This window comes from Ensifer sp. Root127 (assembly GCF_001425225.1).
In the GTDB taxonomy this organism is placed as follows: domain Bacteria; phylum Pseudomonadota; class Alphaproteobacteria; order Rhizobiales; family Rhizobiaceae; genus Ensifer; species Ensifer canadensis.
On record NZ_LMDX01000008.1, the window covers coordinates 143,029 to 163,311 of the forward strand.

The window sequence follows — 20,283 nt, forward strand, 5'->3', positions numbered from 1 at the left end:
CCCGCCTCCTGCTAGATTTTTGTCAAGGAAGATGCCGGCCTCCCAGAGGAAGAGGACCCGGATAGGGGCGCCAAATGCGTCCTTCTTCCATCGTCAATTTGTGCGGTTGTGAGCACATCCGATCCCGCGGAGGAGAGCGCAATGGATGATCTGAAGTTTGGAACGCGCAACAAACGCGGTGATTGGGCTCCGAACGAGCCGATTGAATTAGCGCCATTGTTTGCCTTTCCGCTCAAGCTGCTGGCGCTTGCAAAGTGGCTGCCACACTATTTCTTTCCGTGGAATGCGATCTTCGCCGTATCAGCCGTGGCCTATTGGGCTTGGGTGATACCGTCCACGGAGACGATGCAGGACTTGGGCATGGGCTGGATCGCGTCGCTTTATGCCGTGAATGCAATCTGCGTCTTTCTCTTCTACGGCGCTTTCGAACTTCATCTTTACATCCTGAAGCGCCAGGAGAACCGCTTCAAGTACAACGGCAAGTTTCCGGCCGACCAGAAGAGCAAGGCCTTTTGGTTCGAAAGCCAGAACGTTGACAACATCCTGCGAACGTTTCTGTCTGGAGTGACAATCTGGACCGCGATCGAAGTCCTGATGCTGTGGGCCTATGCCAATGGTTACGCGCCTTGGCTGACGTTTGCGGAAAATCCCTGGACGCTGGCACTCGTCGCACTCGTGGTCCCGATCATCCACGAATTCCACTTCTTCTGTATCCACAGGCTCATCCACACGCCGTTCCTCTACAAGTGGGTCCATTCTGTCCATCACAACTCGGTCAATCCATCGCCCTGGTCGTCGTTGTCGATGCATCCGATCGAGCATCTGCTCTATTTCGGAACTGCGTTCTACCACCTCATCTTGCCGTCCAACCCGATCATCATGCTCTACCAACTTCACTATGCGGGTTTTGGTGCGATCCCTGGTCACGTCGGTTTCGACAAGGTTGAGGTCGGTGAAGACAAGCTGCTCGATAGCCACGCCTATGCTCACTATCTCCACCACAAGTATTTCGAGGTGAACTATGGGGACGCCTTAATTCCGCTCGATCGCTGGTTCGGCACCTGGCACGACGGCTCTCCCGATGGCGAGGCCCGCATGCAGGAACGCTATCGCAAGCGGAAGGAAAAACTCGCAGCCCGCAAGGCACGCAACGCAATCGGGGAGGCCGCCGAATGACCTGGGTTTCAGCATGCAAACTTGACGACATTGAGCAGGAAGGCGCGCTGCGCTTCGATCACGCAGGCCGCACTTACGCGATCTACCGCGGGCCGGACGACAACGTCTACTGCACGGCCGGGCTCTGCACGCACGAGGCGATCCATCTCGCAGACGGGTTGGTCATGGACTTCGAGGTGGAATGTCCCAAGCATTCCGGCGTCTTCGACTATCGTACTGGCGAGGCTCTTCGGCTTCCCGCCTGCGAGAATCTGAGAACCTATCCGGCCGAGGTGATCGACGGAGAAGTACGCGTGGCCCTCGGCTGAAGGCTCCGCTACCGAACAGGCCCGTGGGGCCTCCGGAATGCGATCGGGTGATCCGGCACCTACTGGGAGGATGATATGAAATCCATGTACCTGGCAGCCGTTCTGGCCGCCTTAATGGGAACGGCTGCGTCCGCGGAGACGATCGGCGTCTCGATGCAGAGCTTCGACAACAATTTCCAGACATTGCTACGACAGGGACTCGACGCGAGAGCTTCTCAGATAAGCGGCGTCAACCTTCAGATCGAAGATGCTCAAACCGACATTTCCAAACAGCGCAGTCAGTTGGACAACTTCATCGCCTCGGGCGTGGATGCGATCATCATGACGCTTGCCGATACGTCGGCTGCCCCTGGCATCAGCGAAGCAGCGCAGAAGGCTGGCATTCCATTGGTCTACCTCAATCTTCAGCCCGACAATGTCGATACGCTACCCGAAAAGCAGGCCTATGTTGGCTCGAAAGAGACCGACTCGGGGAAGTTGGGTGCCGAGGCTGCCTGTGAGCTCTTGAAGGCAAAAGGAAAAGCAAGCGATGCCCAGGTCTACATCCTGATGGGAGATTTGGCGCATCAGGCTTCGCGGGATCGCACCTCTTCGGTGAAGGAAACGCTGGCGGCGGGCGATTGCAAGGGCGTGACAATTGCTGACGAGCAATCCGCTGCCTGGACACGCACCAATGCGATGGATCTGACCACGAATTGGATCACCGCCGGCCGACCCATTGACGTGGTGTTTGCCAACAATGACGAGATGGCGATTGGTGCCATTCAGGCGCTGAAAGCGGCGGGCGTATCGACGGACGATGTAATCATCGTTGGTATCGACGCGACGCAGGACGCACTGGCGGCCATGGCGGCAGGCGACCTGGACGTCACGGTATTCCAGAACGCCAAGGGCCAGTCAGCGAGCGCCGTCGATGCGGCGGCGGCATTGGCTCAGGGCAAGAGTATCGAGAAGGCGGTCTGGGTTCCCTTCGAGCTCGTCACGCCCAAGAACATGGCCGAATACGCCCATCAGAACTGATCCTCCCACGACTGGCGCATCGCAATTGCGTTGCGCCAGGCCATTTCAAGCTGGAGATAGAGCATGGGCGGTATCGTCATTATCGGGGCCGGAGAATGCGGTACTCGAGCGGCCTTTGCGCTGCGCGAAGCAGGCTTCTTAGAAGCCGTCACGCTCGTCGGTTCGGAACCTCACCTGCCCTATGAGCGCCCGCCGTTGTCGAAACCGATCGAGGGTGCGGTCCAGTTGAAGCCGATCTGCGGAGCGCAGGCGCTGGAAGCTTCCGGCATCGACTACCTTCAGGGTGTCTCGGCGTCGAGCATTGACGTGGAAAGCCATACTGTTGCGCTTAGCGACGGGCGGGTGTTGACCTATGGAAAGCTGCTTTTGGCCACTGGCGCGCGTCCGCGGCGGCTGACATGCCCCGGCGCAGAACGCGCGCTGGACTTCCGCACCTATGCGGATGCTGAGACGATCTTCTCTGGTGCCGAGATCGGCAAGAGCGTCGCGATCGTCGGTGGCGGCCTGATCGGAATGGAACTCGCAGCCGTGCTGCGCAAAAAGCGCGTTGCTGTCAGCATCATTGAAGCTGCGCCAAAGCCGCTTGGGCGCGCCGTACCCACGCGTTTCGCCGCAAAGCTTCATGCCAGGCATCTGGGCGAGGGCGTGCAGTTCCATCTCGGACAAGGGGTGGCCGAAATCACTGATGATGCCGTTTATCTCGCCGATCGTGTCGTGGTGCCAGCCGACATTGTTGTCGCAGCGATTGGAGTTCAGCCCGATATGGCGTTGGCCGAGGCGGTAGGGCTTGCGACCGGCAATGGCGTCCTGGTGGATATTTCCCTTCGCACCAGCAATCCGGACATATTCGCGGCCGGAGACTGCGCGGCGGTTTCGTTGGCGAGCGGCGGGCATGTCCGGTTCGAGAGTTGGCGCAATGCGCGTAGCCAGGCCGAGACTGCTGCCCGCAACATGGTGGGCGGCAACGATGCATTCCTGGCCATCCCCTGGTTCTGGACCGACCAATATGATCTGGGCTTGCAGGTCGCGGGTTTGCCGCAGCCCGCTCATCAGGCAGTCGTGCGTTGCCTCGCAGAAGGAGAGCTGGAATTTTATCTGGACGGCGGGCGGCTCGTTGCGGCGGCAGGACTGGGCGCTGGCAACACCATTGCCAAGGATATCAAGCTGGCCGAGATGTTGATTGCTGCCGGCGCCGCTGTCGATGCAGCGTCATTGGCTGACCCGGCGGTTAATCTGAAGACGCTTCTGAAAAGCGCGCGGGCCGCGTGATCAAATCGGCGGGGATGGGGCAATGCAATCACTTTTGGTGTTTCAATCACTTTGGGCGATGGAACTGCGCAGCAGCAGACGCTCCGAATTCACCCTCGAGGAGAAGGTCGAGCGGATCGCTCAAGGAGGCTTTGATGGTGTAAGCGCGCACTGGCACGACCGAGCGTATGTGCGGTGGCTTCACGCCCTGCTGCGCCAATTCGGCCTTCAGGTCGAAGGCCAGTGTTTTCCAACGACCATAGATGATCTCAAGCCGGTTCTTGAAAACGCCGCCGAATTCGGTGTTCACCATATCTGCCTGCAACCCGACGTTCGTTTGCGCCGCGTAGAAGATTGCCTGCCACTTCTTGAAGGTTGGCAACAACTGTCGGAGGAAGCGAGAATTCCTGTTTTGATCGAGACTCATCGCGATCGGATGACCACCGACCTTTTCTTCACCTTGGACCTTCTTGATCGTCTTCCGAATCTGAGGCTACTGGGAGATGTGTCCCATTTCCTCGTCGGGCGCGAGTTTTCCTGGCCCATCTCCGACGAAAATCACCGACTGATCGAGAAGATTCTGGACTGCTCCTGGGCATTCCACGGAAGAGTAGCCTCACGAGAACAGGTCCAAATCGAGATCTCCTATCCTCACCATCGCCCTTGGGTGGATCTCTTTCTCGGCTGGTGGGAATTTGGTTTTCGCAGTTGGCAAAAGCGGGCAGGGGCGAACGACAGCCTCGCATTCGTCTGCGAACTCGGCCCCAAACCCTATGCGATAACAGACCGCTTCGGCGAAGATACTACAGACCGTTGGGAGGAATCCCTGGCGCTGAAGCAACATGCTCGTGATTTGTGGGCGAAGGTCTCAACCGGCCCCCTGACCTAATCAAACTATCGGAGATATTATTATGGATGTACGCGCCGCCGTCGCCGTTCAGGCCGGCAAGCCGCTGGAAGTGATGACCGTTCAGCTCGAAGGGCCGCGGGCCGGCGAGGTGCTGATCGAGGTCAAGGCGACCGGCATCTGCCACACCGACGATTTCACGCTTTCCGGCGCCGACCCCGAAGGTCTGTTCCCNGCTGATCGAGGTCAAGGCGACCGGCATCTGCCACACCGACGATTTCACGCTTTCCGGCGCCGACCCCGAAGGTCTGTTCCCGGCGATCCTCGGCCATGAAGGTGCCGGCGTCGTCGTCGATGTCGGCCCGGGCGTGACCTCGGTCAAGAAGGGCGACCATGTCATCCCGCTCTATACGCCGGAATGCCGGACCTGCCCGTCGTGTCTGTCGCGCAAGACCAACCTGTGCACGGCGATCCGCTCGACCCAGGGCCAGGGCCTGATGCCGGATGGCACCTCGCGCTTTTCGATCGGCAAGGACAAGATCCATCACTATATGGGCTGCTCCACCTTNATCCGCTCGACCCAGGGCCAGGGCCTGATGCCGGATGGCACCTCGCGCTTTTCGATCGGCAAGGACAAGATCCATCACTATATGGGCTGCTCCACCTTTGCCAATTACACCGTGCTGCCGGAGATCGCGCTGGCCAAGGTCAACCCCGACGCGCCGTTCGACAAGATCTGCTATATCGGCTGCGGCGTCACCACCGGCATCGGCGCGGTGATCAACACGGCCAARGTCGAGATCGGCGCGACCGCGATCGTCTTCGGCCTCGGCGGCATCGGCCTCAATGTCATCCAGGGCCTSMGGCTTGCCGGCGCCGACATGATCATCGGCGTCGATCTCAACAACGACAAGAAGGCCTGGGGCGAACGCTTTGGCATGACCCACTTCGTCAATCCGAAGGAGGTTGGCGACGACATCGTGCCTTACCTCGTCAACATGACGAAGCGCGGGGCCGACCAGATCGGCGGCGCCGATTATACCTTCGATTGCACCGGCAACACCAAGGTGATGCGCCAGGCGCTCGAAGCCTCGCATCGCGGCTGGGGCAAGTCGGTGGTCATCGGCGTTGCCGGTGCCGGCCAGGAAATCTCCACCCGTCCGTTCCAGCTCGTCACCGGTCGCAGCTGGATGGGCACCGCCTTTGGCGGCGCCCGCGGCCGCACCGACGTGCCGAAGATTGTCGACTGGTACATGGAAGGCAAGATCGAGATCGATCCGATGATCACCCACACNGGCTGGGGCAAGTCGGTGGTCATCGGCGTTGCCGGTGCCGGCCAGGAAATCTCCACCCGTCCGTTCCAGCTCGTCACCGGCCGCAGCTGGATGGGCACCGCCTTTGGCGGCGCCCGCGGCCGCACCGACGTGCCGAAGATTGTCGACTGGTACATGGAAGGCAAGATCGAGATCGATCCGATGATCACCCACACCTTGGCCCTCGAAGACATCAACAAGGGCTTCGAGCTGATGCACTCCGGCGAGAGCATCCGCAGCGTGGTTCTATTTTAGTCCAATGAAGGATCACGGTCGACCGGTCGGAATTCCATAAACCCCTCAGGGAATAGGGCAGCCCTCCACCTGTCCTATGCCGAGTTCCCGCTCGGCAAGCAGCGACCGCATTTGTGGTCGCCGCAACAAAATCGCGTAACAAAATCGCAGAATGTATCGACGGAACGCGGCGGTTGCAGCGATGGTGGCTTCCCCTGAGGGAGCATCAAAGCGGTGCCCTGCTCGGGTTGCACTCAGGATGAGAGCAGGCCGGTGTGGCTCCACCTAAGTTTGAGACACCGGCCTCTTCGCCTGGGACGGAAAAATTCACACGGCTGCAGCGTGGGCGCAATTTCGACCAAGCGCGAAGTTTGCATCGCCGCAGTTTTTCCAGAAGCTAAATTCTAAGCCGTCTTCTCAAGAAAGTCTGCCATCTCGGCGTTGTAGTAGACCTTGGTCCGTGGACCAGCAAGAATTGGGTCAATCATGCGGACGCACTCTTTGTAGTGCTCAGTCTTGCGATGGTCCTCCAGAGCCTCGGCCGATTGAAAGACTTCATAGATCAGGAACGTGTTTTCGTCCTGCGGATCGCGCAAAACATCGAAGCGCAGATTGCCGGGCTCGCGGCGTGTGCCCTCGTAGTTGATGCGAAAGGCTTGGAGAAATTCGGCCGCATGGCCTTCCTGGACCTTGATGCTGACCATCTGAATGAGCATGTCGTTTTCCTTGGTAAAGTTAGAGCGGCACGCTGGTGCGTGCGAAGAAAGGGTTTAGAGACCGGGAGCCTTCCACATGGCGGTGGTGACGCCTTCATCGACCAGTTGACGTTGAAGAGCGTAGGCTCGGGCCCAACGCTCGCCGGCATTGTCGTAGATCGCCTTGTGTTCGAGATTGGGTTCGAAGTGTCGGTCCCAACGAACCCAGCTTTCGGCGGCCTCGACGAAATTGCGGTGGAATCCAACGCCGATTGCCGCCGACGCGGCACAGCCGAGAGCAGTCGCCTCCTTGACGACGGGTGTTACCACCGGCAAGCCGGTTGCATCGGAGAGGATTTGTGACCAATGGGCGGACTTGGAGGCGCCGGCCGCAAAGACGATCTTGTCAGGTATTTTGCCGGAAAGTTTGAAAATGGCGGCAAGGTTGCGGGCCGCAACAATGGCGGCGTTTTCCTGCAGAGCGCGAAAGATTGCCGCCTTGCCGGATTTTTCCGGATCGATGGAGAGGTTCAGCAGTGACGGGGCCGCGTGATACCATTTTCCATAGTGCATCACGTCCGAGAACACCGGGATGATGCCGTACGCACCTGGAGGAACAAGGGCCGCCTTCTGCTCCAGCAAGCGATAGGCGTCGCCGCCGGGGCCGACGGTTATGATTTCCTCAGCGCCGAAGCTGTCGCGGAACCACCGCATCACGATGCCGACGAAGAAGCTGATTGCCTCGGCCTGGTTGAGACCCGTGACGACGTGGGGGTTGATACGCAAATCCATCGACGGATCCGTAACAGACGGCGCCACATTGACCACCTGCTGCCAGAAGGTGCCACCAAGCACCGCGCAGTCACCTTCGTTGACGATCCCGAGACCGGCGGCGCCGATCTGGCAGTCACCGCCACCCATGACGACCGGCGTGCCGGCGGCAAGACCGGTTTCTTGCGATGCCTGCGAAGTAACGCGGCCGATCACAGTGCCCGGCTCGGCACTCGGCGGGAAGATATCGTCACGCATACCGACCTTGGACATGGCATCCGGAAGCCAGTTGCGCGCCGCCAAGCTATAAAGACCGGTCGTGCCAGCGTTCGAGGGATCGCTCGCGATCACGCCTGAAAGCCGGGCGAGCACCCAGTCCGAAAGCATGCTGACGCGATGAACACGATCGTAGACGTCGGGAAGGTTGCGCTTCAGCCAGAGTAGACGGGGCAGGGCGCCCAGCGCAAAGGTTTGGCCGGATTGGGCATAGAGTTCCGCCTCAAGCTGCGGAAAGTCCTGCTTCAGGTCGCGAACCTCGTTGTTGGCGCGGCTGTCGACATTCGCGCAAGCCCAGATTTCGCGACCGTCGCGATCATAGGCGACAATGGCTTCGCGCATGCTGGTGGCACTGACGGCCGCAATATCGGCTGCCCGGATCCCCGCATCAGCAATGACGCGGCGGATCGCCCGCGCCAAAAGTGTCCAGTTGCCCGTAACATCGAAATCCATCGAGCCGGCAAAGCGCGGATCAGCCTTGTGCCACCACTCATGCTGGGCGCTGGCGAGCTGGTTGCCGTCGTGGTCGAAGATGACGGCGCGGCCGCTCCCCGTGCCAGCGTCGACGGCCAGGAGATATCTTGCGTTCATCGTGATGCTCAGTCCTTGATCTCGAGCAGGCCGGCTGCGGTGGTTTCATCGGTGATGAGGATACCGACGAATTTTCCCCGCAATGCAGAATGGATGGCTTGTACCTTTTGCAGGCCGCCTGCCGCGGCCACGACCTTTTCGGCGCGCGACAGGGTCGCGAGCTTCACCCCGATCACGCGATCGTGCAGCGGCAGATCGAGCACCTCGCCCTGTTCATTGTAGAACTGACAAAGGATGTCTCCGACTGCGCCCTTGCGGCGCAGCGGCTCCACTTCATCAGGGGTGACATAACCGGAGCGCACGACCGTCGAGGCAGGCGAAAGCTCGCCGATACCAACGAGCTGAAAGGATGCGTTGAGCGCCATGTCGAGCAGGTTGGCGACTGCCGGTTCAGAGGAGAGGTTGCTTGCAACCTGCGGGTCTCTGACGACAAGAGGGGCGGGGACGAGATGGACGCTGCTTCCCCAATTGGCGGTGCGCATACCGTCTACATAGGTTCCGACGCCGCCGGTGAGGCTGACAAGGCCGATATCGCGTTCATTGGCGAGATGGCCGAGCCGCTGAGTCGTGTTGCTGACGGTGGCGCCCCAGCCAACCGCCAGGAGGTCGCCATGCTGCAGGCGCTGCATGAGGAACTGGGCGGCCGCCTGGCCCAGACGGTCGCTCGGATCCTGATCGGGCAGTTGCGGCACGACATAGGCCTCCAGCAATCCGTAGCGCTCCTTGATCTGACGTTCGAGTGCCAGACATCCCTGATAGCGCGAATTGATGCGCACCTGGATAATGCCCGAACGCCGACCGCTTTCCAGAAGACGCGACACCTTGATGCGCGACATGTTCAGCCGTTCGCCGATCTCGTTCTGAGTCAAGCCGTCATTGTAGTAATACCAGGCAATGCGGGTGAGGGTCTCCTCGTCCGCATCCGCGTAACTCCACTCGCCATTGTCCGAAGCCATGCGGCCCATTCCTTTGGGTTGTTGTGATCATTTGAATATTGCAAAAACATTTGATACGTCAACGGTGTTGAGTGCCGAAATAATTTATTGATCGGCAACCGACTGATATTGCGCGACTATTTGCGCGTCTGGTCCTCATGTAGTCATTTCCTTCTCCGTTCGACACAGATGACCATATTGACGGTGGTAGGGCATTATGATCACATGATGATAACAGAATACATTTGAACAGGTGGGGAATGGTGAAGGAACAAGCGGCCGGGAAGGTCGCCCTTCTAGAGGACATCTGGAAATCCTTTGGTGCGGTGCCGGTCTTAAAGGGCGTCTCGCTGGCGCTCGAAGCCGGAGAAGTGCACGCGCTTCTCGGAGGCAATGGCGCAGGCAAATCCAGTCTGATGAAGATTATGTCCGGAGTTATCCCGGCCAACTCCGGCCGCATCGAAATCAACGGCCGGACGTTGATGCATGCCTCGCCGGCTCTCGCCCAAGACCTCGGTCTCTATCTGGTGCCGCAGGAAGCGCATATCCTGCCAAACCAGACGGTTTTGGAAAATATCTGTCTGGGCTTGACGCTGTCACCACGCTCGCTGCGGCCTCGCGTCGAGGCGCTTGTTGCCGAGCTTGCCGTTGCGGTGGATCTCGATGCGCAGGCAGCATCGCTCGAGATCGCCGAACGGCAGATCGTCGAAATTCTGCGTGGCCTGGTGCGGGACGCGCGCGTCCTCATCCTCGACGAGCCAACCTCGGCTCTGACACCCTTCGAGTCGAGCGCACTTTTCGAACGTGTGCGAAAACTGCAGGGGCAGGGCGTCGGCATTTTCTTCATTTCCCACAAGCTGCGTGAAATCCGAGAAATCTGCAGCGCGATCAGCGTGCTTAGGGACGGTGTCATCGTGCTCTCGGGGCCGCTCGACGACCATACGGACGCCGAGATCGTGGAGGCAATGAGCCGTGTACCGCTTGCAGCCGGCAACGGACCCGCCAAGCTCGGGCGCAAGGTGGCGCAGATCGGTCAGCCGAGGCTCACGGTGCGCGGGCTGTCGGGAGAGGGCTTTCGCGACATCGACCTAGATGCCAGGGCAGGGGAGATCCTCGGTCTTGCCGGTGTCGTCGGTGCCGGGCGCACGGAGTTTGCCGAGACACTTTTCGGCTTGCGCAGACAAACCGCCGGGAGCGTGCATCTTGAAGGCAAGGAGCTGAAGAACCGGCAGCCACGGTCGTGCATCAATCACGGCCTCGTCTATCTGCCGGAAGACCGCCAGCAGAACGGCCTTTTCCTCGAAGCGCCGCTCTACTGGAATGTCTCGTCCTATCTTATCCATCGCCTGCCGTTTTTCCTGCGGCCGGGAATTGAACGCCGGATCTTCGACGGCTTTCGCGACAGCATGGGCATAAAATGCACCGGCGCCGGCCAGGCAGCGCGTGGCCTTTCCGGGGGCAACCAACAGAAGGTTCTCATGGCAAAATGCCTATCGGCGAAGCCGAAGGTGTTGATCCTCGACGAACCGACGCGCGGGGTGGACGTTGCCGCCCGCAACGACATCTACGGACTGATCCGCACGCTTGCCGGCGACGGCGTCGCCATCGTCCTCATATCCTCCGATTTTGACGAGATCGAGCAATTGGCCGATCGCGTTCAGGTCATGGCCTTTGGCCGACACGGCGGCGAACTCTCGGACGCGATCAGCGTGGATGCAATCGCCAGACTGGCCTTCGGCGCCTCGGAGGCTCACCATGCTTGATCTCTTCGCCCGGAACCGCGTTGTCACGCTCATCTTCATCCTGACCCTTGCCTACGCCGCAATCGGCGCAGCGGCGCCGGGCTATCTCTCCGGAGCAACGGTCTCGACCGTGCTGTCGAGCAGCCTGGTTTTGATGCTGATCTCGCTTGGCACCATGGTCGTTATCCTGACGCGCAACATCGATGTGTCGAGCGGCTCGGTGCTCGGTCTGAGTGCCGCAGTGCTTGGCCTCACGTTGAATGCGGGTCTCTGCCTGCCGCTCTCGATCGCCCTTTGTCTGCTCACCGGCGCGCTGGCAGGTGCGTTCAACGGGCTGATGGTCGCCTATCTCGGCATACCGTCGATCGTCGCCACCCTTGGTACGCTTGGTCTTTATCGCGGCGTCATGCTGGTCATGACCGGTGGACGCTGGATCGAGGACCTGCCGCAGGATCTGAAGGCGCTTTCCACCAATCTCGGCTTCGGTTTCTCAGCGCTGACAGTCGTCGTCGTTCTGCTAATCGTCACGCTCTGGATTTTCGTGCGCAAGACGCGTTTCGGCCGCTTCTTCTATTCGGTCGGCGACAACAAGGCGGCAGCGCACCACCTCGGCGTGCCGGTGCGGCGCGTCCAATTTGCCGCCTTCGTCGCGGCCGGATCTTGCGCCGCTCTGGCAGGCGTCGTCTTTGCCGCCCAGATCGGCTTCATTCCCAACCAGGCGGGCAACGGCATCGAACTCAAGGCGATCGCGGTCAACGTTCTCGGCGGTGTCAGCCTTCTCGGTGGCACCGGATCGGTCGCAGGCGTTGTCGCCGCCGTGATCTTCATCACCTCGATCGACAGCGCACTCGTCTTCCTGAAAATTCCCGCCTACTGGAACGACTTCATCGCCGGTGCGCTACTGCTCTCGGTACTCCTTCTCGATGGCCGCATTCGTCAACTTATCGATCGGCGCATTCGTGCCCGCCGCTACGCCATCCACGATCGTGCGCCCGCCCACGATACCAAGTCTACAACATCCAGGATCGCGGAGACGAGCCGATGAAAAAGTTGATCTTCCGCTGGGAGACCGCGTTGCTCGCCATGCTGGTGGCGGAGCTTGCAATCTTCGGCATCATCAATCCGCGCTTTCTCAATCCCGCGAACCTGATCTACGGCACCTCGGATTTCGTCCAGATCGGCATCGTCGCCTTGCCGTTGACTTTGGTGATCATCGCCGGCGGCATCGACGTCTCCTTCGCATCGGCCATCGGCCTTGCAGCAATTGTGTTCGGAGTCGCGACTTTCTACGCCGTACCGCTGCCGCTATCGATCCTGATATCGCTTGCGACCGGCGCGATTTGCGGCCTGTTCAACGCCAGCGTTATTCACCTGTCGAAGATCCAGCCTCTCGTTGTCACCCTCGGCAGCCTCTATCTGTTTCAGGGAACGGCGACCGTCGCTTCGGGCTTTGTCGGGGCTGGCGGTTACGAGGGGATCGGCAACTTCCCGGAAGCCTTCAATGGGTTCGGCTACGCACAACTGTTCGGGCTGCCCGCGACCCTTGCCGTATTTCTCGGGCTTGCATTCGTGCTCGTGGTGCTCCTGCATTTCACGCGCTTCGGCCGTGCCGTCTTTCTTGTTGGCCAATCGGAGAGTGCGGCTCGTTTCGCCGGTATTCCCGTGGCCACCATCCAGACCGTCACCTACGTCGTCACCGGACTTTGCGCCGCGGTGGCGGGGCTGGTGATGTCCGCCTATTTCGGCTCTGCGCGCGTCGATCTCGGAGCCGCGACGCTGCTTCCAGCCGTGACGGCGGCCGTGCTGGGTGGTGCGTCGATCTACGGCGGGCAGGGGTCCATTCTCGGCACGCTGATTGCCACATTCGTCATCGGCTACCTGCAGCAGGGCCTGCAGGCGAGCGGTGTTTCAAGCCAGATTTCCAGCGCACTTTCGGGAGGGTTGCTGGTTATAGCGGTCGCACTGCGCCACGGAAGCGCTTTGCTTTCCGATTTCGTCGCCGTTGCCCGGCAACAGAAGAGCCGGGCGGCTGTCACCTCAGGAGGAGAAAGAAAATGAACAACACAATCGTCAAAACCGCCGCCCTTGCGGCCAGCCTTCTTGCCGGCACCGTGCTTGCATCAGGTACGGCGCAGGCCGAATCCCAGATCGCCTTCATCCCCAAGCTAGTCGGTGTCGGCTTCTTTACCAGCGGTGGGGCCGGAGCGGTAAAGGCCGGCGAAGAGGTTGGCGCAAAGGTCACCTACGACGGTCCGACCGAGCCAAGCGTCTCCGGCCAAGTGCAGTTCATCAACAACTATGTGAACCAGGGCTACAACGCCATCATCGTTTCGTCCGTTTCGCCGGATGGACTTTGCCCGGCCCTGAAGCGTGCGATGGAGCGCGGTGTGCTGGTGATGACCTGGGATAGCGACGTCAATCCGGATTGCCGGAGCTACTACATCAATCAGGGCACGCCAGAACAACTCGGAGGTCTGCTTGTCGACATGGCCGGCGAGGGCGTGAAGAAGGAGAAGGCGAAGGTTGCCTTCTTCTATTCGAGCCCGACCGTCACCGACCAGAACGCCTGGGCGGAAGCTGCCAAGGCGAAGATCGCCAAGGAGCATCCCGGCTGGGAGATCGTCACCACGCAATATGGCTACAACGATGCGCAGAAGTCGCTGCAGACGGCAGAAAGCATCCTGCAGACTTACCCCGATCTCGACGCGATCATCGCGCCCGACGCCAACGCCTTGCCGGCCGCAGCCCAGGCCGCTGAAAACCTGAAGCGGGCAGATGGCGTCACGATCGTCGGGTTTTCGACACCGAACGTCATGCGGCCCTACATCGAGCGGGGCACGATCAAGCGGTTCGGTCTCTGGGATGTGACCCAGCAAGGCAAGATCTCGGTCTTCGTCGCGGACCACGTCTTGAAGAACGGTCCCATGAAGGTCGGTGACAAGCTGGAAGTCCCAGGCGTCGGCACGGTCGAAGTCTCGGCCAACAAGGTTCAAGGCTACGACTACGAGGCCGAAGGCAACGGTATCGTGCTGCTACCCGAGCGTACCGTCTTCACCAAGGATAATATCGGCAATTTCGACTTCTGATCTTGAAAACACCAGGCCGGGTGGCCTGCGAATGGCCGCCCGTTCTCACTTGATGAAAAATGGAAACCCATCATGAAAAGCCGCTGGGACGACATCGACGCCAACCGTTACGTGGAGGCCGCCCGGTCCGCTGGCCATAGCGAAGCGTTGGGGCTACGCATCTATACCTCGCGCATCATCGGTGGCGATCCGGACCTTGTGCTGCACGGCGGCGGCAATACATCGGTCAAAGTGACGGGCGAGGACGGCTGCGCGCTCATGCATATCAAGGGCAGCGGTTGGGATCTCGACACCATCGAGGCGCCTGGCCTGCCAGCGGTGCGATTGCCGGAGCTTCTGGCGGCGCGCGACGGGCTGAGGCTCTCCGATCCCGATATGGTCGCCTTGCTGCGCGCCAATCTGCTGGATGCCAGCGCGCCCAATCCTTCGGTCGAGGCGCTTTTGCATGCCTTCATCCCCCACGAATTCGTCGACCACACGCATGCAACCGCGATCCTGGCGCTAGCGGATCAACCTGGCATGCGCGATACCGTCGAACGTCTCTACAGCGGCCGCGTAGCCTTCGTGCCGTATGTGATGCCAGGTTTTGACCTATCAATTGACGGAGCTCGCATCTTTGATGCCCACCGCGATTGCGAGGGCCTCTGGCTGGAAAATCATGGCCTGTTCACTTTCGCCGGCACGGCGCGGGCGTCGTACGAATTGATGATCGAGTTTGTAACATTGGCCGAGGAGGAACTGGCGAGCAAAGGGATTAAACTGACCGGTCCGCAACAGAGCGACCGGAGTCCCGACGCCGCTCTGCAAACACGTCTCACCTCAGTGCTGACTGGCGAACGGTCCCCCTTTGCCCCCGGCGTTTCGCTGGATTATCGCTCAACGGAGGCAATACGTCAGCACGTGCGCAAGAGCAATGTCGAAGAGATTGCCCTTCGCGGCACCGTAACGCCCGATCACGTCATTCGCATCAAGCCTTGGCCGATGTTCATTGACGCAGGTGCGCGTGATCTCGAAATCGAACAGGCGCTGGAGAGTTACAAGGAGCGCTACCGCGCTTACTTCAATCGCCACGCCGCGCACTCAGCAGAGCCGAAAACCATGCTCGATCCCTATCCGCGTGTCGTGGTCGTGCGTGGAGAGGGCATGTTTAACATCGGCACCAACGTAAAGGCCGCCAAAATCGGCGGAGATCTTTGCGAGCAGGCGACACGTGCGATCAATGCTGCTGAGTCGTATGGCCGATTCACGCCAATTGGAGAGGCCGAGTTGTTCGCCATGGAGTACTGGGTTCTCGAACAGGCGAAACTGAAGGTCACTCAGGCAAACTGAGCCGGAAGACGGCAGCGGCGATTATGGCTGTATCGGCGCATGGCAACACAAGAATTGGCGCCGTTTTCCGCGTGGCTGCTTGACCGGGGATCGTCTCTAACCTGCGGGTATGCCGCATGCCATCGCCGCGCATCAACTGTTTTTTTACTTGAAGAATTCTTCGATATTGGCCGGAGTTTTTTGCCGGTTATGTTGGGTACGTTGCACCCAACTCCTTGGTCATGCTGGCGACGTGTTTTCGCGAGGCGGATTGCCAAACTCTAGTCCAGAAGCGACAAGCCACCCGACATTCGCGTGGTAGTTTTAGAAAAAAAACATGCTCCATAATGGGTCCGGTCTTTAACTTCGTCTTGTTGTCTCACGGACAGTCCCTATTACCTGCGACGACACGCCCTCTACTTCCTCACTGCCGATCTTCGGGGCGTACCTTGCCGATCTCCTGATTACCCCGCCGCAGAACTTGGAAGAGCATCTTTCGGCCTTGCTCCGTCAACAAGTCCGTACCCTCCTGCAGAGCCTCGCGCCATGCAGGTCCGCGCTCTTCGGCTTCTTCATATGCAAGTGCAAAGTCGGATGCCCGCCGCGTCTCGTAGAGAGCTTCAAAGAGGAGTTCGGCCTGTTTAAGGTCTTTGTCGCGCTTCAGAACGAAGTGGCCGTCCGTTCGGCGCTTGGTCGCAATGATAAGCTTGTGAACAGCGTACCGAGACGGCTCCGGAACATTAACCGGGATACCGCTCTTGTGCAGCAGCACCGTTCTCATCGGATCTCGGATGAGGAAGTCCAAGTAGCGCAGCGGGTCTGCGCTGGCACCGCCGAGAGCGGGCATCGTTGACGGCTGATCGCTATAGTCGTCGGAGCCGCGGTTGGAGGTCAGGAACTCCACCCTGTAGCCGCGCTTGGTTTGGAACGCACTCGACGCTGCCGATCCCGATCGATGCGGGACAGGCCGGAAGGTGGGATCGACCGAGCGCAGGAGATCGAGGATCGGGGGGAGGGAGTCTTCGACCTCCCGGCTGACGGCGTAGTCTTGAGCGATGTCTGCATCGCCAGTTACGATCGTCGCCATGGGCAGGCGCACGCCGAGGATGCCGCTGTAGGTCTGGAAGGCCACCGTGCCGATGAGGACGCCGCGGAGCCGAAACAGGCCTCCGGCTGCGAGCGCCTCGACGATATCGCCGGACATGGGGTCGGGCGCGATCATGCCTCCTTGCCGGGTCAGCGAGGCCACGATGCGCCTGCGATCCCGCAGACTGTCCTTGTCACGTTTGAAGTCCTCGACGCGCTGCGCGATCTCTTCATCGTCAGCAGGACCGACGTAGCGGCGCTTCTTGCCGCCCGAGCCATCCGGCATGTCGAAATACCAGTAGCGCTTGCCCTTGACCTCTGATGTGATGAAACGGCCCTCGGGCGGGAAGTCTGCTGTCCATGCCGCGTCCATAGTCCTCTGCGCCAGCTCAGCAAGCATCGTCTGGTACATGAGGTCGATGTTCTTCAACGTCATCTCCTACGAGTTGTGACCATTTATGCAAATATGGTCATAACAGAAAGGAGGCGGGAGGGGAACATGGGTTAGAAACGGTGTCGCGTGGATCGTCCTGCGGGGTTCGAAGACTGTGCATAATGCATGGGGCCGGCCACGTCGGCAATCATTCTTGACCATACGCTCGGGTGATCGCTTCTCCCCAGCGCGGCCGCCGGTATCATGGGCAGACGAGCACTATGCCCGTCTTGTTCTATTTTGGACGGCCTGGGATCGCACATGTGGCGGCTGGATTGCTAACCCTGTACGACGGTATCGAGGGCCAGCGTAAACCGGCTCCGGCGTATCCTCGGCTTGGTTTTTTCTTTCTCTCATGCTATATGTAGGTAATTGCTTACATTGAGGTCTACCGCACAACCCAGGCGTTGCTCAACAAGCGACTGAGATAACCCGTGGCCAAAACGAGATCGAGTGATCGCCGCATAATGTATACTCGCGGTCGCGCTGCGCACCCTGTTGACCGCCCGGAAAAGCCGAAAAGATGCAATAATACCTCGAAGCGTCGTCCGCTCACGCCGCCTGGTGGACGTTCCTTGTGAAGGCGTAGTCTATGCTTCGAGCACCAAAACTTTCGCTAAATCACTGAATTAATAGGGATGTTCTATGGATGTCCGCAGCTCGACCGTGACCCACGGCAACTTCGCCTCATGAAGGAGGCTCGCCGTTGCGAACTAAAGGTTGGAACGTCTCACTTCGAGGGCGTGACCGCCAAATTGCATTGTCGACATCATTTCCTACCAATTGGCCTCCTCACCGATCGACAGCGACCTCAAGGCGCGGAGAGGCCAGACGCGGCCTCGGCGAACATGCGGGCCGCAGATGGGGCCAAAATCTTGTAGAATCTTCATTGCACAACGGTCGGGGCTGTGAACGTATAGCCCACCCCATAGACCACTTTTATCGGCACATGCAGGTTGGTCTGCTCCCCTATCTTACGGCGAAGGCGGCTGACGACTGCATCCAGATGCCGGTTATCAAAATGGGTTCTGGGGCGGGCAAGGGTCTCCGCCAGTTCCTCGCGTCTGCAGATGCCACCGTCATGTTTGCAAAGCGTATTGACGAGCGCGAACTCGGTTGCCGTTAGCTTGAGCGAGCGTTGGTTGGGCGCAGTGAGAGTCCAATTTCTGCTGTCCAACGCCCATTTGCCTGCCCCGCCGTCCGCTAAATCACCTTGATCACCTGTTCGCCGCAGTAGGCTACGGATCGCTGCTTCGATCTCCCGCAAGGTGCTGTGCTTGACGAGATAAATGTCGGCTCCACTTTCAAAGCCGCGAATGCGGTCGTCACCGTCGCCAAGAGCTGTAAGCATGATGATGCCGCAGCGACCGGCCTCACGGATTTCGCTGGCCAGGTCGAAACCATTGCCATCAGGCAACCCGACATCGAGGATGATGACATCGGGCGGCTCATCATTTGCCAGTGTCTGCCGCAAACCTTCTGCTGTCGCAGTTCCTTCGGCCGTGAAACCGCACAATCCCAGAAAATCAACCAGATCCCTGCGCAGTCGCTGTTCGTCCTCGACGATCAAAATGCGGGTCAACCCATTATCTCCTCTTGCAGGGCGGGCTCTGTCGTTCCGCTCAAGATAGGCACACGCGCCACAGCCGCCGTTCCCCCTCCTTCACGGGGTAGCAGCTCCAATGTGCCGCTATGATAGGCCAGAAGCTTACGGGAAGAGTAAAGGCCAAGCCCGGTCCCGCTTCCGGCCTTGGCGTTGGAGGCTCGGAAGAAGCGGCGACCAATTTTGTGTGCCTCAGCTTTCGGTATACCGATACCGCGATCACACACTTGGATAACGACGAAGCCACTTGCCGACAGGGTATCAATATGAATGGACTGGTTCTCGGGCGAATATTTGAAGGCGTTGTCGATGAGATTGATGACGACGGTTGCCAGCATATCGGGATCGACGAAAACCGAAGTTGATTCCCCGTACGTTTTGAAATGCAATCGTTCCCCGCGCCCGGTCATTTCGAAATGGAACTGCACGTCGGTCATCAGAGATCCGATCTGCATCGATTGCGGTCGAAAGCCATTGTCTCGGTCGTTCGTCATGAAGCGATCAATAAGGGAGAACAGCCGGTCTAGCGCCTCGCCGATCCCGGTAAGCCGTTCCTTTGTTGCTTCACGCGATCTGTCACCGACCAGACCGATCATGTCGGCCGCATTACGGATGACCGCCAAGGGAGTGCGAAACTCGTGACTAACAATGCGCATGAAGTCCGCCTGCTCCTCACGAAGCGCGCGTTCGGTTTCAAGGCTGGTATTCAATTGGTTTTCAAGGCTCCTGCGTTCCACCACTTCCCGTAACAAAGCGTCGTTTTTCTCGCGTAGGGCCTCTGATAGTCGCGAACTGACCATGAAGAGGAGGCAGGCAAACAGAGCGATCAGAAACAGAACGCCCTGCAACAGGTACCAGGCGTTGCGATTGTCGAGGACCGTGATGTCTTGGGCGACGGCCGGGTTCCAGTACTCGATCGCGCTGTGAATTATACTGGCTGCGATATATTCGGCCAATACCGCAATGGTAATCCATCGCAAAAGCCAAGGCTGTGTCCGGTCATGCAGGAGCGCCACGGACATCAATGACATCATGATGATCGTGAAGAGGGTCGATGAGTGGATGCGGATGGCAATGTTGCCCGGATCGACGGCGAGGGCGATGCTCCAGGCCACAATCTGAAAAATGAGCAGCGAAATACCGATCCAGGTGTAGCGGGGTTGGCCAAGGAAGCGCGCCAGTCCTTCGGCGAGCAGGACCAGACCGAGTTTTATTACAGTGTTGTGCAACACGATCGACCATGCGGCAGGCTGCTCGCCTCTCAAGATCATCAAGAGAAGCCCTATGGCAATGGCGGTAAACCCCGCAGCAAGGAACTTGAGCTCGTAGAGATGACGCCATGCCAACCAGACGAAGATCCAGACGATCGCCTGCAGGCTGGCAGTCGCCAGATTGACGACCAGGACTGTCTTGAGGTCAAGCATTCTTGAGCATTTGTACGGTGTCCCCTGCTGCTTCAAGTCACGCGATCATGCAACCTATAGCTGGCAGGAGTCCAGCGCAGGCGCAAGAACAATCAAGTGATGCAAGAATTTACAAGAGTTCAGCTGAATTGATCGATTGATGTTTTTGTCTGTCATCGATCGCAAATCCCAAGAGCTCTGCATGAAG

At 59.3% G+C, this 20,283-nt stretch carries 16 protein-coding genes and 3 pseudogenes; 13 read left to right on the forward strand and 6 right to left on the reverse strand.

All coding sequences use genetic code 11. The features are described from left to right. Positions 1-141 precede the first annotated feature (141 nt). The 8 genes and pseudogenes from ASD03_RS11455 to ASD03_RS41260 form a co-directional block, all read left to right on the forward strand. Positions 142-1,176 carry a sterol desaturase family protein gene (locus tag ASD03_RS11455; protein ID WP_057208282.1) on the forward strand — a complete coding sequence of 345 codons (1,035 nt, stop codon included), beginning with the start codon at positions 142-144 and terminating at the stop codon, positions 1,174-1,176. Continuing rightward, entirely contained in the window at positions 1,173-1,484 is a 312-nt protein-coding gene (locus ASD03_RS11460; RefSeq protein ID WP_057208284.1) for a MocE family 2Fe-2S type ferredoxin, read from the forward strand. Before ASD03_RS11455 ends, ASD03_RS11460 begins: the two co-directional genes overlap by 4 nt. Positions 1,485-1,559: 75 nt before the next feature. Continuing rightward, positions 1,560-2,504 carry a substrate-binding domain-containing protein gene (locus ASD03_RS11465; protein WP_057213580.1) on the forward strand — a complete coding sequence of 315 codons (945 nt, stop codon included), beginning with the start codon at positions 1,560-1,562 and terminating at the stop codon, positions 2,502-2,504. Positions 2,505-2,567: 63 nt separating this feature from the next. Beyond that, the gene (locus ASD03_RS11470; protein WP_057208288.1) at positions 2,568-3,773 is read left to right on the forward strand and encodes an FAD-dependent oxidoreductase; all 1,206 of its coding nucleotides are present in this window, start codon (positions 2,568-2,570) and stop codon (positions 3,771-3,773) included. Between the two features lie 22 nt (positions 3,774-3,795). Further along, positions 3,796-4,641 (forward strand): xylose isomerase, encoded by an 846-nt coding sequence (locus ASD03_RS11475; protein WP_057208289.1) that lies wholly within the window; start codon positions 3,796-3,798, stop codon positions 4,639-4,641. 22 nt (positions 4,642-4,663) lie between these two features. After that, positions 4,664-4,753, forward strand: a pseudogene (locus tag ASD03_RS40430) (GNAT family N-acetyltransferase); the annotation flags it as partial. Between the two features lie 81 nt (positions 4,754-4,834). After that, positions 4,835-5,167: pseudogene (locus tag ASD03_RS40435) on the forward strand (alcohol dehydrogenase catalytic domain-containing protein); the annotation flags it as partial. 1 nt (position 5,168) lies between these two features. Beyond that, positions 5,169-5,893: pseudogene (locus tag ASD03_RS41260) on the forward strand (zinc-binding dehydrogenase); the annotation flags it as partial. A gap of 657 nt (positions 5,894-6,550) precedes the next feature. Here ASD03_RS41260 and ASD03_RS11485 read toward each other — a convergent pair. The 3 genes from ASD03_RS11485 to ASD03_RS11495 are packed head-to-tail and all read right to left on the reverse strand — an operon-like array spanning position 6,551 to position 9,435. Then, positions 6,551-6,862 carry an antibiotic biosynthesis monooxygenase gene (locus tag ASD03_RS11485; RefSeq protein WP_057209569.1) on the reverse strand — a complete coding sequence of 104 codons (312 nt, stop codon included), beginning with the start codon at positions 6,860-6,862 and terminating at the stop codon, positions 6,551-6,553. Positions 6,863-6,916: 54 nt separating this feature from the next. Next, on the reverse strand, positions 6,917-8,479 hold the full coding sequence (lsrK, locus tag ASD03_RS11490; protein WP_057209572.1) for an autoinducer-2 kinase: 1,563 nt from the start codon (positions 8,477-8,479) through the stop codon (positions 6,917-6,919). Positions 8,480-8,487: 8 nt separating this feature from the next. Further along, a complete protein-coding gene (locus tag ASD03_RS11495) occupies positions 8,488-9,435 on the reverse strand; it encodes a sugar-binding transcriptional regulator (protein WP_057213583.1) in 948 nt (315 codons plus the stop codon). A gap of 239 nt (positions 9,436-9,674) precedes the next feature. On the opposite strand from ASD03_RS11495, the gene lsrA reads away from it, so the two are divergent. The 5 genes from lsrA (at position 9,675) to ASD03_RS11520 (ending at position 15,571) form a co-directional block, all read left to right on the forward strand. Next, positions 9,675-11,177, forward strand: coding sequence for an autoinducer 2 ABC transporter ATP-binding protein LsrA (gene lsrA / locus ASD03_RS11500; RefSeq protein ID WP_057209579.1), 1,503 nt, complete (start codon positions 9,675-9,677; stop codon positions 11,175-11,177). Beyond that, complete coding sequence (gene lsrC / locus ASD03_RS11505) at positions 11,170-12,201, forward strand: autoinducer 2 ABC transporter permease LsrC (protein WP_057213586.1); 1,032 nt, start codon at positions 11,170-11,172, stop codon at positions 12,199-12,201. The genes lsrA and lsrC overlap by 8 nt, the downstream gene beginning before the upstream one ends. Beyond that, positions 12,198-13,214 (forward strand): autoinducer 2 import system permease LsrD, encoded by a 1,017-nt coding sequence (locus ASD03_RS11510; protein WP_057209588.1) that lies wholly within the window; start codon positions 12,198-12,200, stop codon positions 13,212-13,214. Before lsrC ends, ASD03_RS11510 begins: the two co-directional genes overlap by 4 nt. Next, positions 13,211-14,242, forward strand: a complete 1,032-nt coding sequence (gene lsrB / locus ASD03_RS11515; RefSeq protein ID WP_057209592.1) for an autoinducer 2 ABC transporter substrate-binding protein LsrB — start codon at positions 13,211-13,213, stop codon at positions 14,240-14,242. Before ASD03_RS11510 ends, lsrB begins: the two co-directional genes overlap by 4 nt. A gap of 72 nt (positions 14,243-14,314) precedes the next feature. Continuing rightward, complete coding sequence (locus ASD03_RS11520; protein WP_057209596.1) at positions 14,315-15,571, forward strand: class II aldolase; 1,257 nt, start codon at positions 14,315-14,317, stop codon at positions 15,569-15,571. A 403-nt stretch (positions 15,572-15,974) separates the two neighbouring features. Here the strand turns inward: ASD03_RS11520 and ASD03_RS11525 are convergent, their stop codons facing one another. The 3 genes from ASD03_RS11525 to ASD03_RS11535 form a co-directional block, all read right to left on the reverse strand. Then, positions 15,975-17,066 carry a GSU2403 family nucleotidyltransferase fold protein gene (locus tag ASD03_RS11525; RefSeq protein WP_057209599.1) on the reverse strand — a complete coding sequence of 364 codons (1,092 nt, stop codon included), beginning with the start codon at positions 17,064-17,066 and terminating at the stop codon, positions 15,975-15,977. Positions 17,067-17,955: 889 nt separating this feature from the next. Further along, positions 17,956-18,651: a response regulator transcription factor gene (locus ASD03_RS11530; RefSeq protein ID WP_057209602.1), complete on the reverse strand. Its 696-nt coding sequence runs from the start codon at positions 18,649-18,651 to the stop codon at positions 17,956-17,958. After that, positions 18,648-20,096, reverse strand: a complete 1,449-nt coding sequence (locus tag ASD03_RS11535) for a HAMP domain-containing sensor histidine kinase (protein WP_057209603.1) — start codon at positions 20,094-20,096, stop codon at positions 18,648-18,650. The genes ASD03_RS11530 and ASD03_RS11535 overlap by 4 nt, the downstream gene beginning before the upstream one ends. Positions 20,097-20,283: the final 187 nt, after the last annotated feature.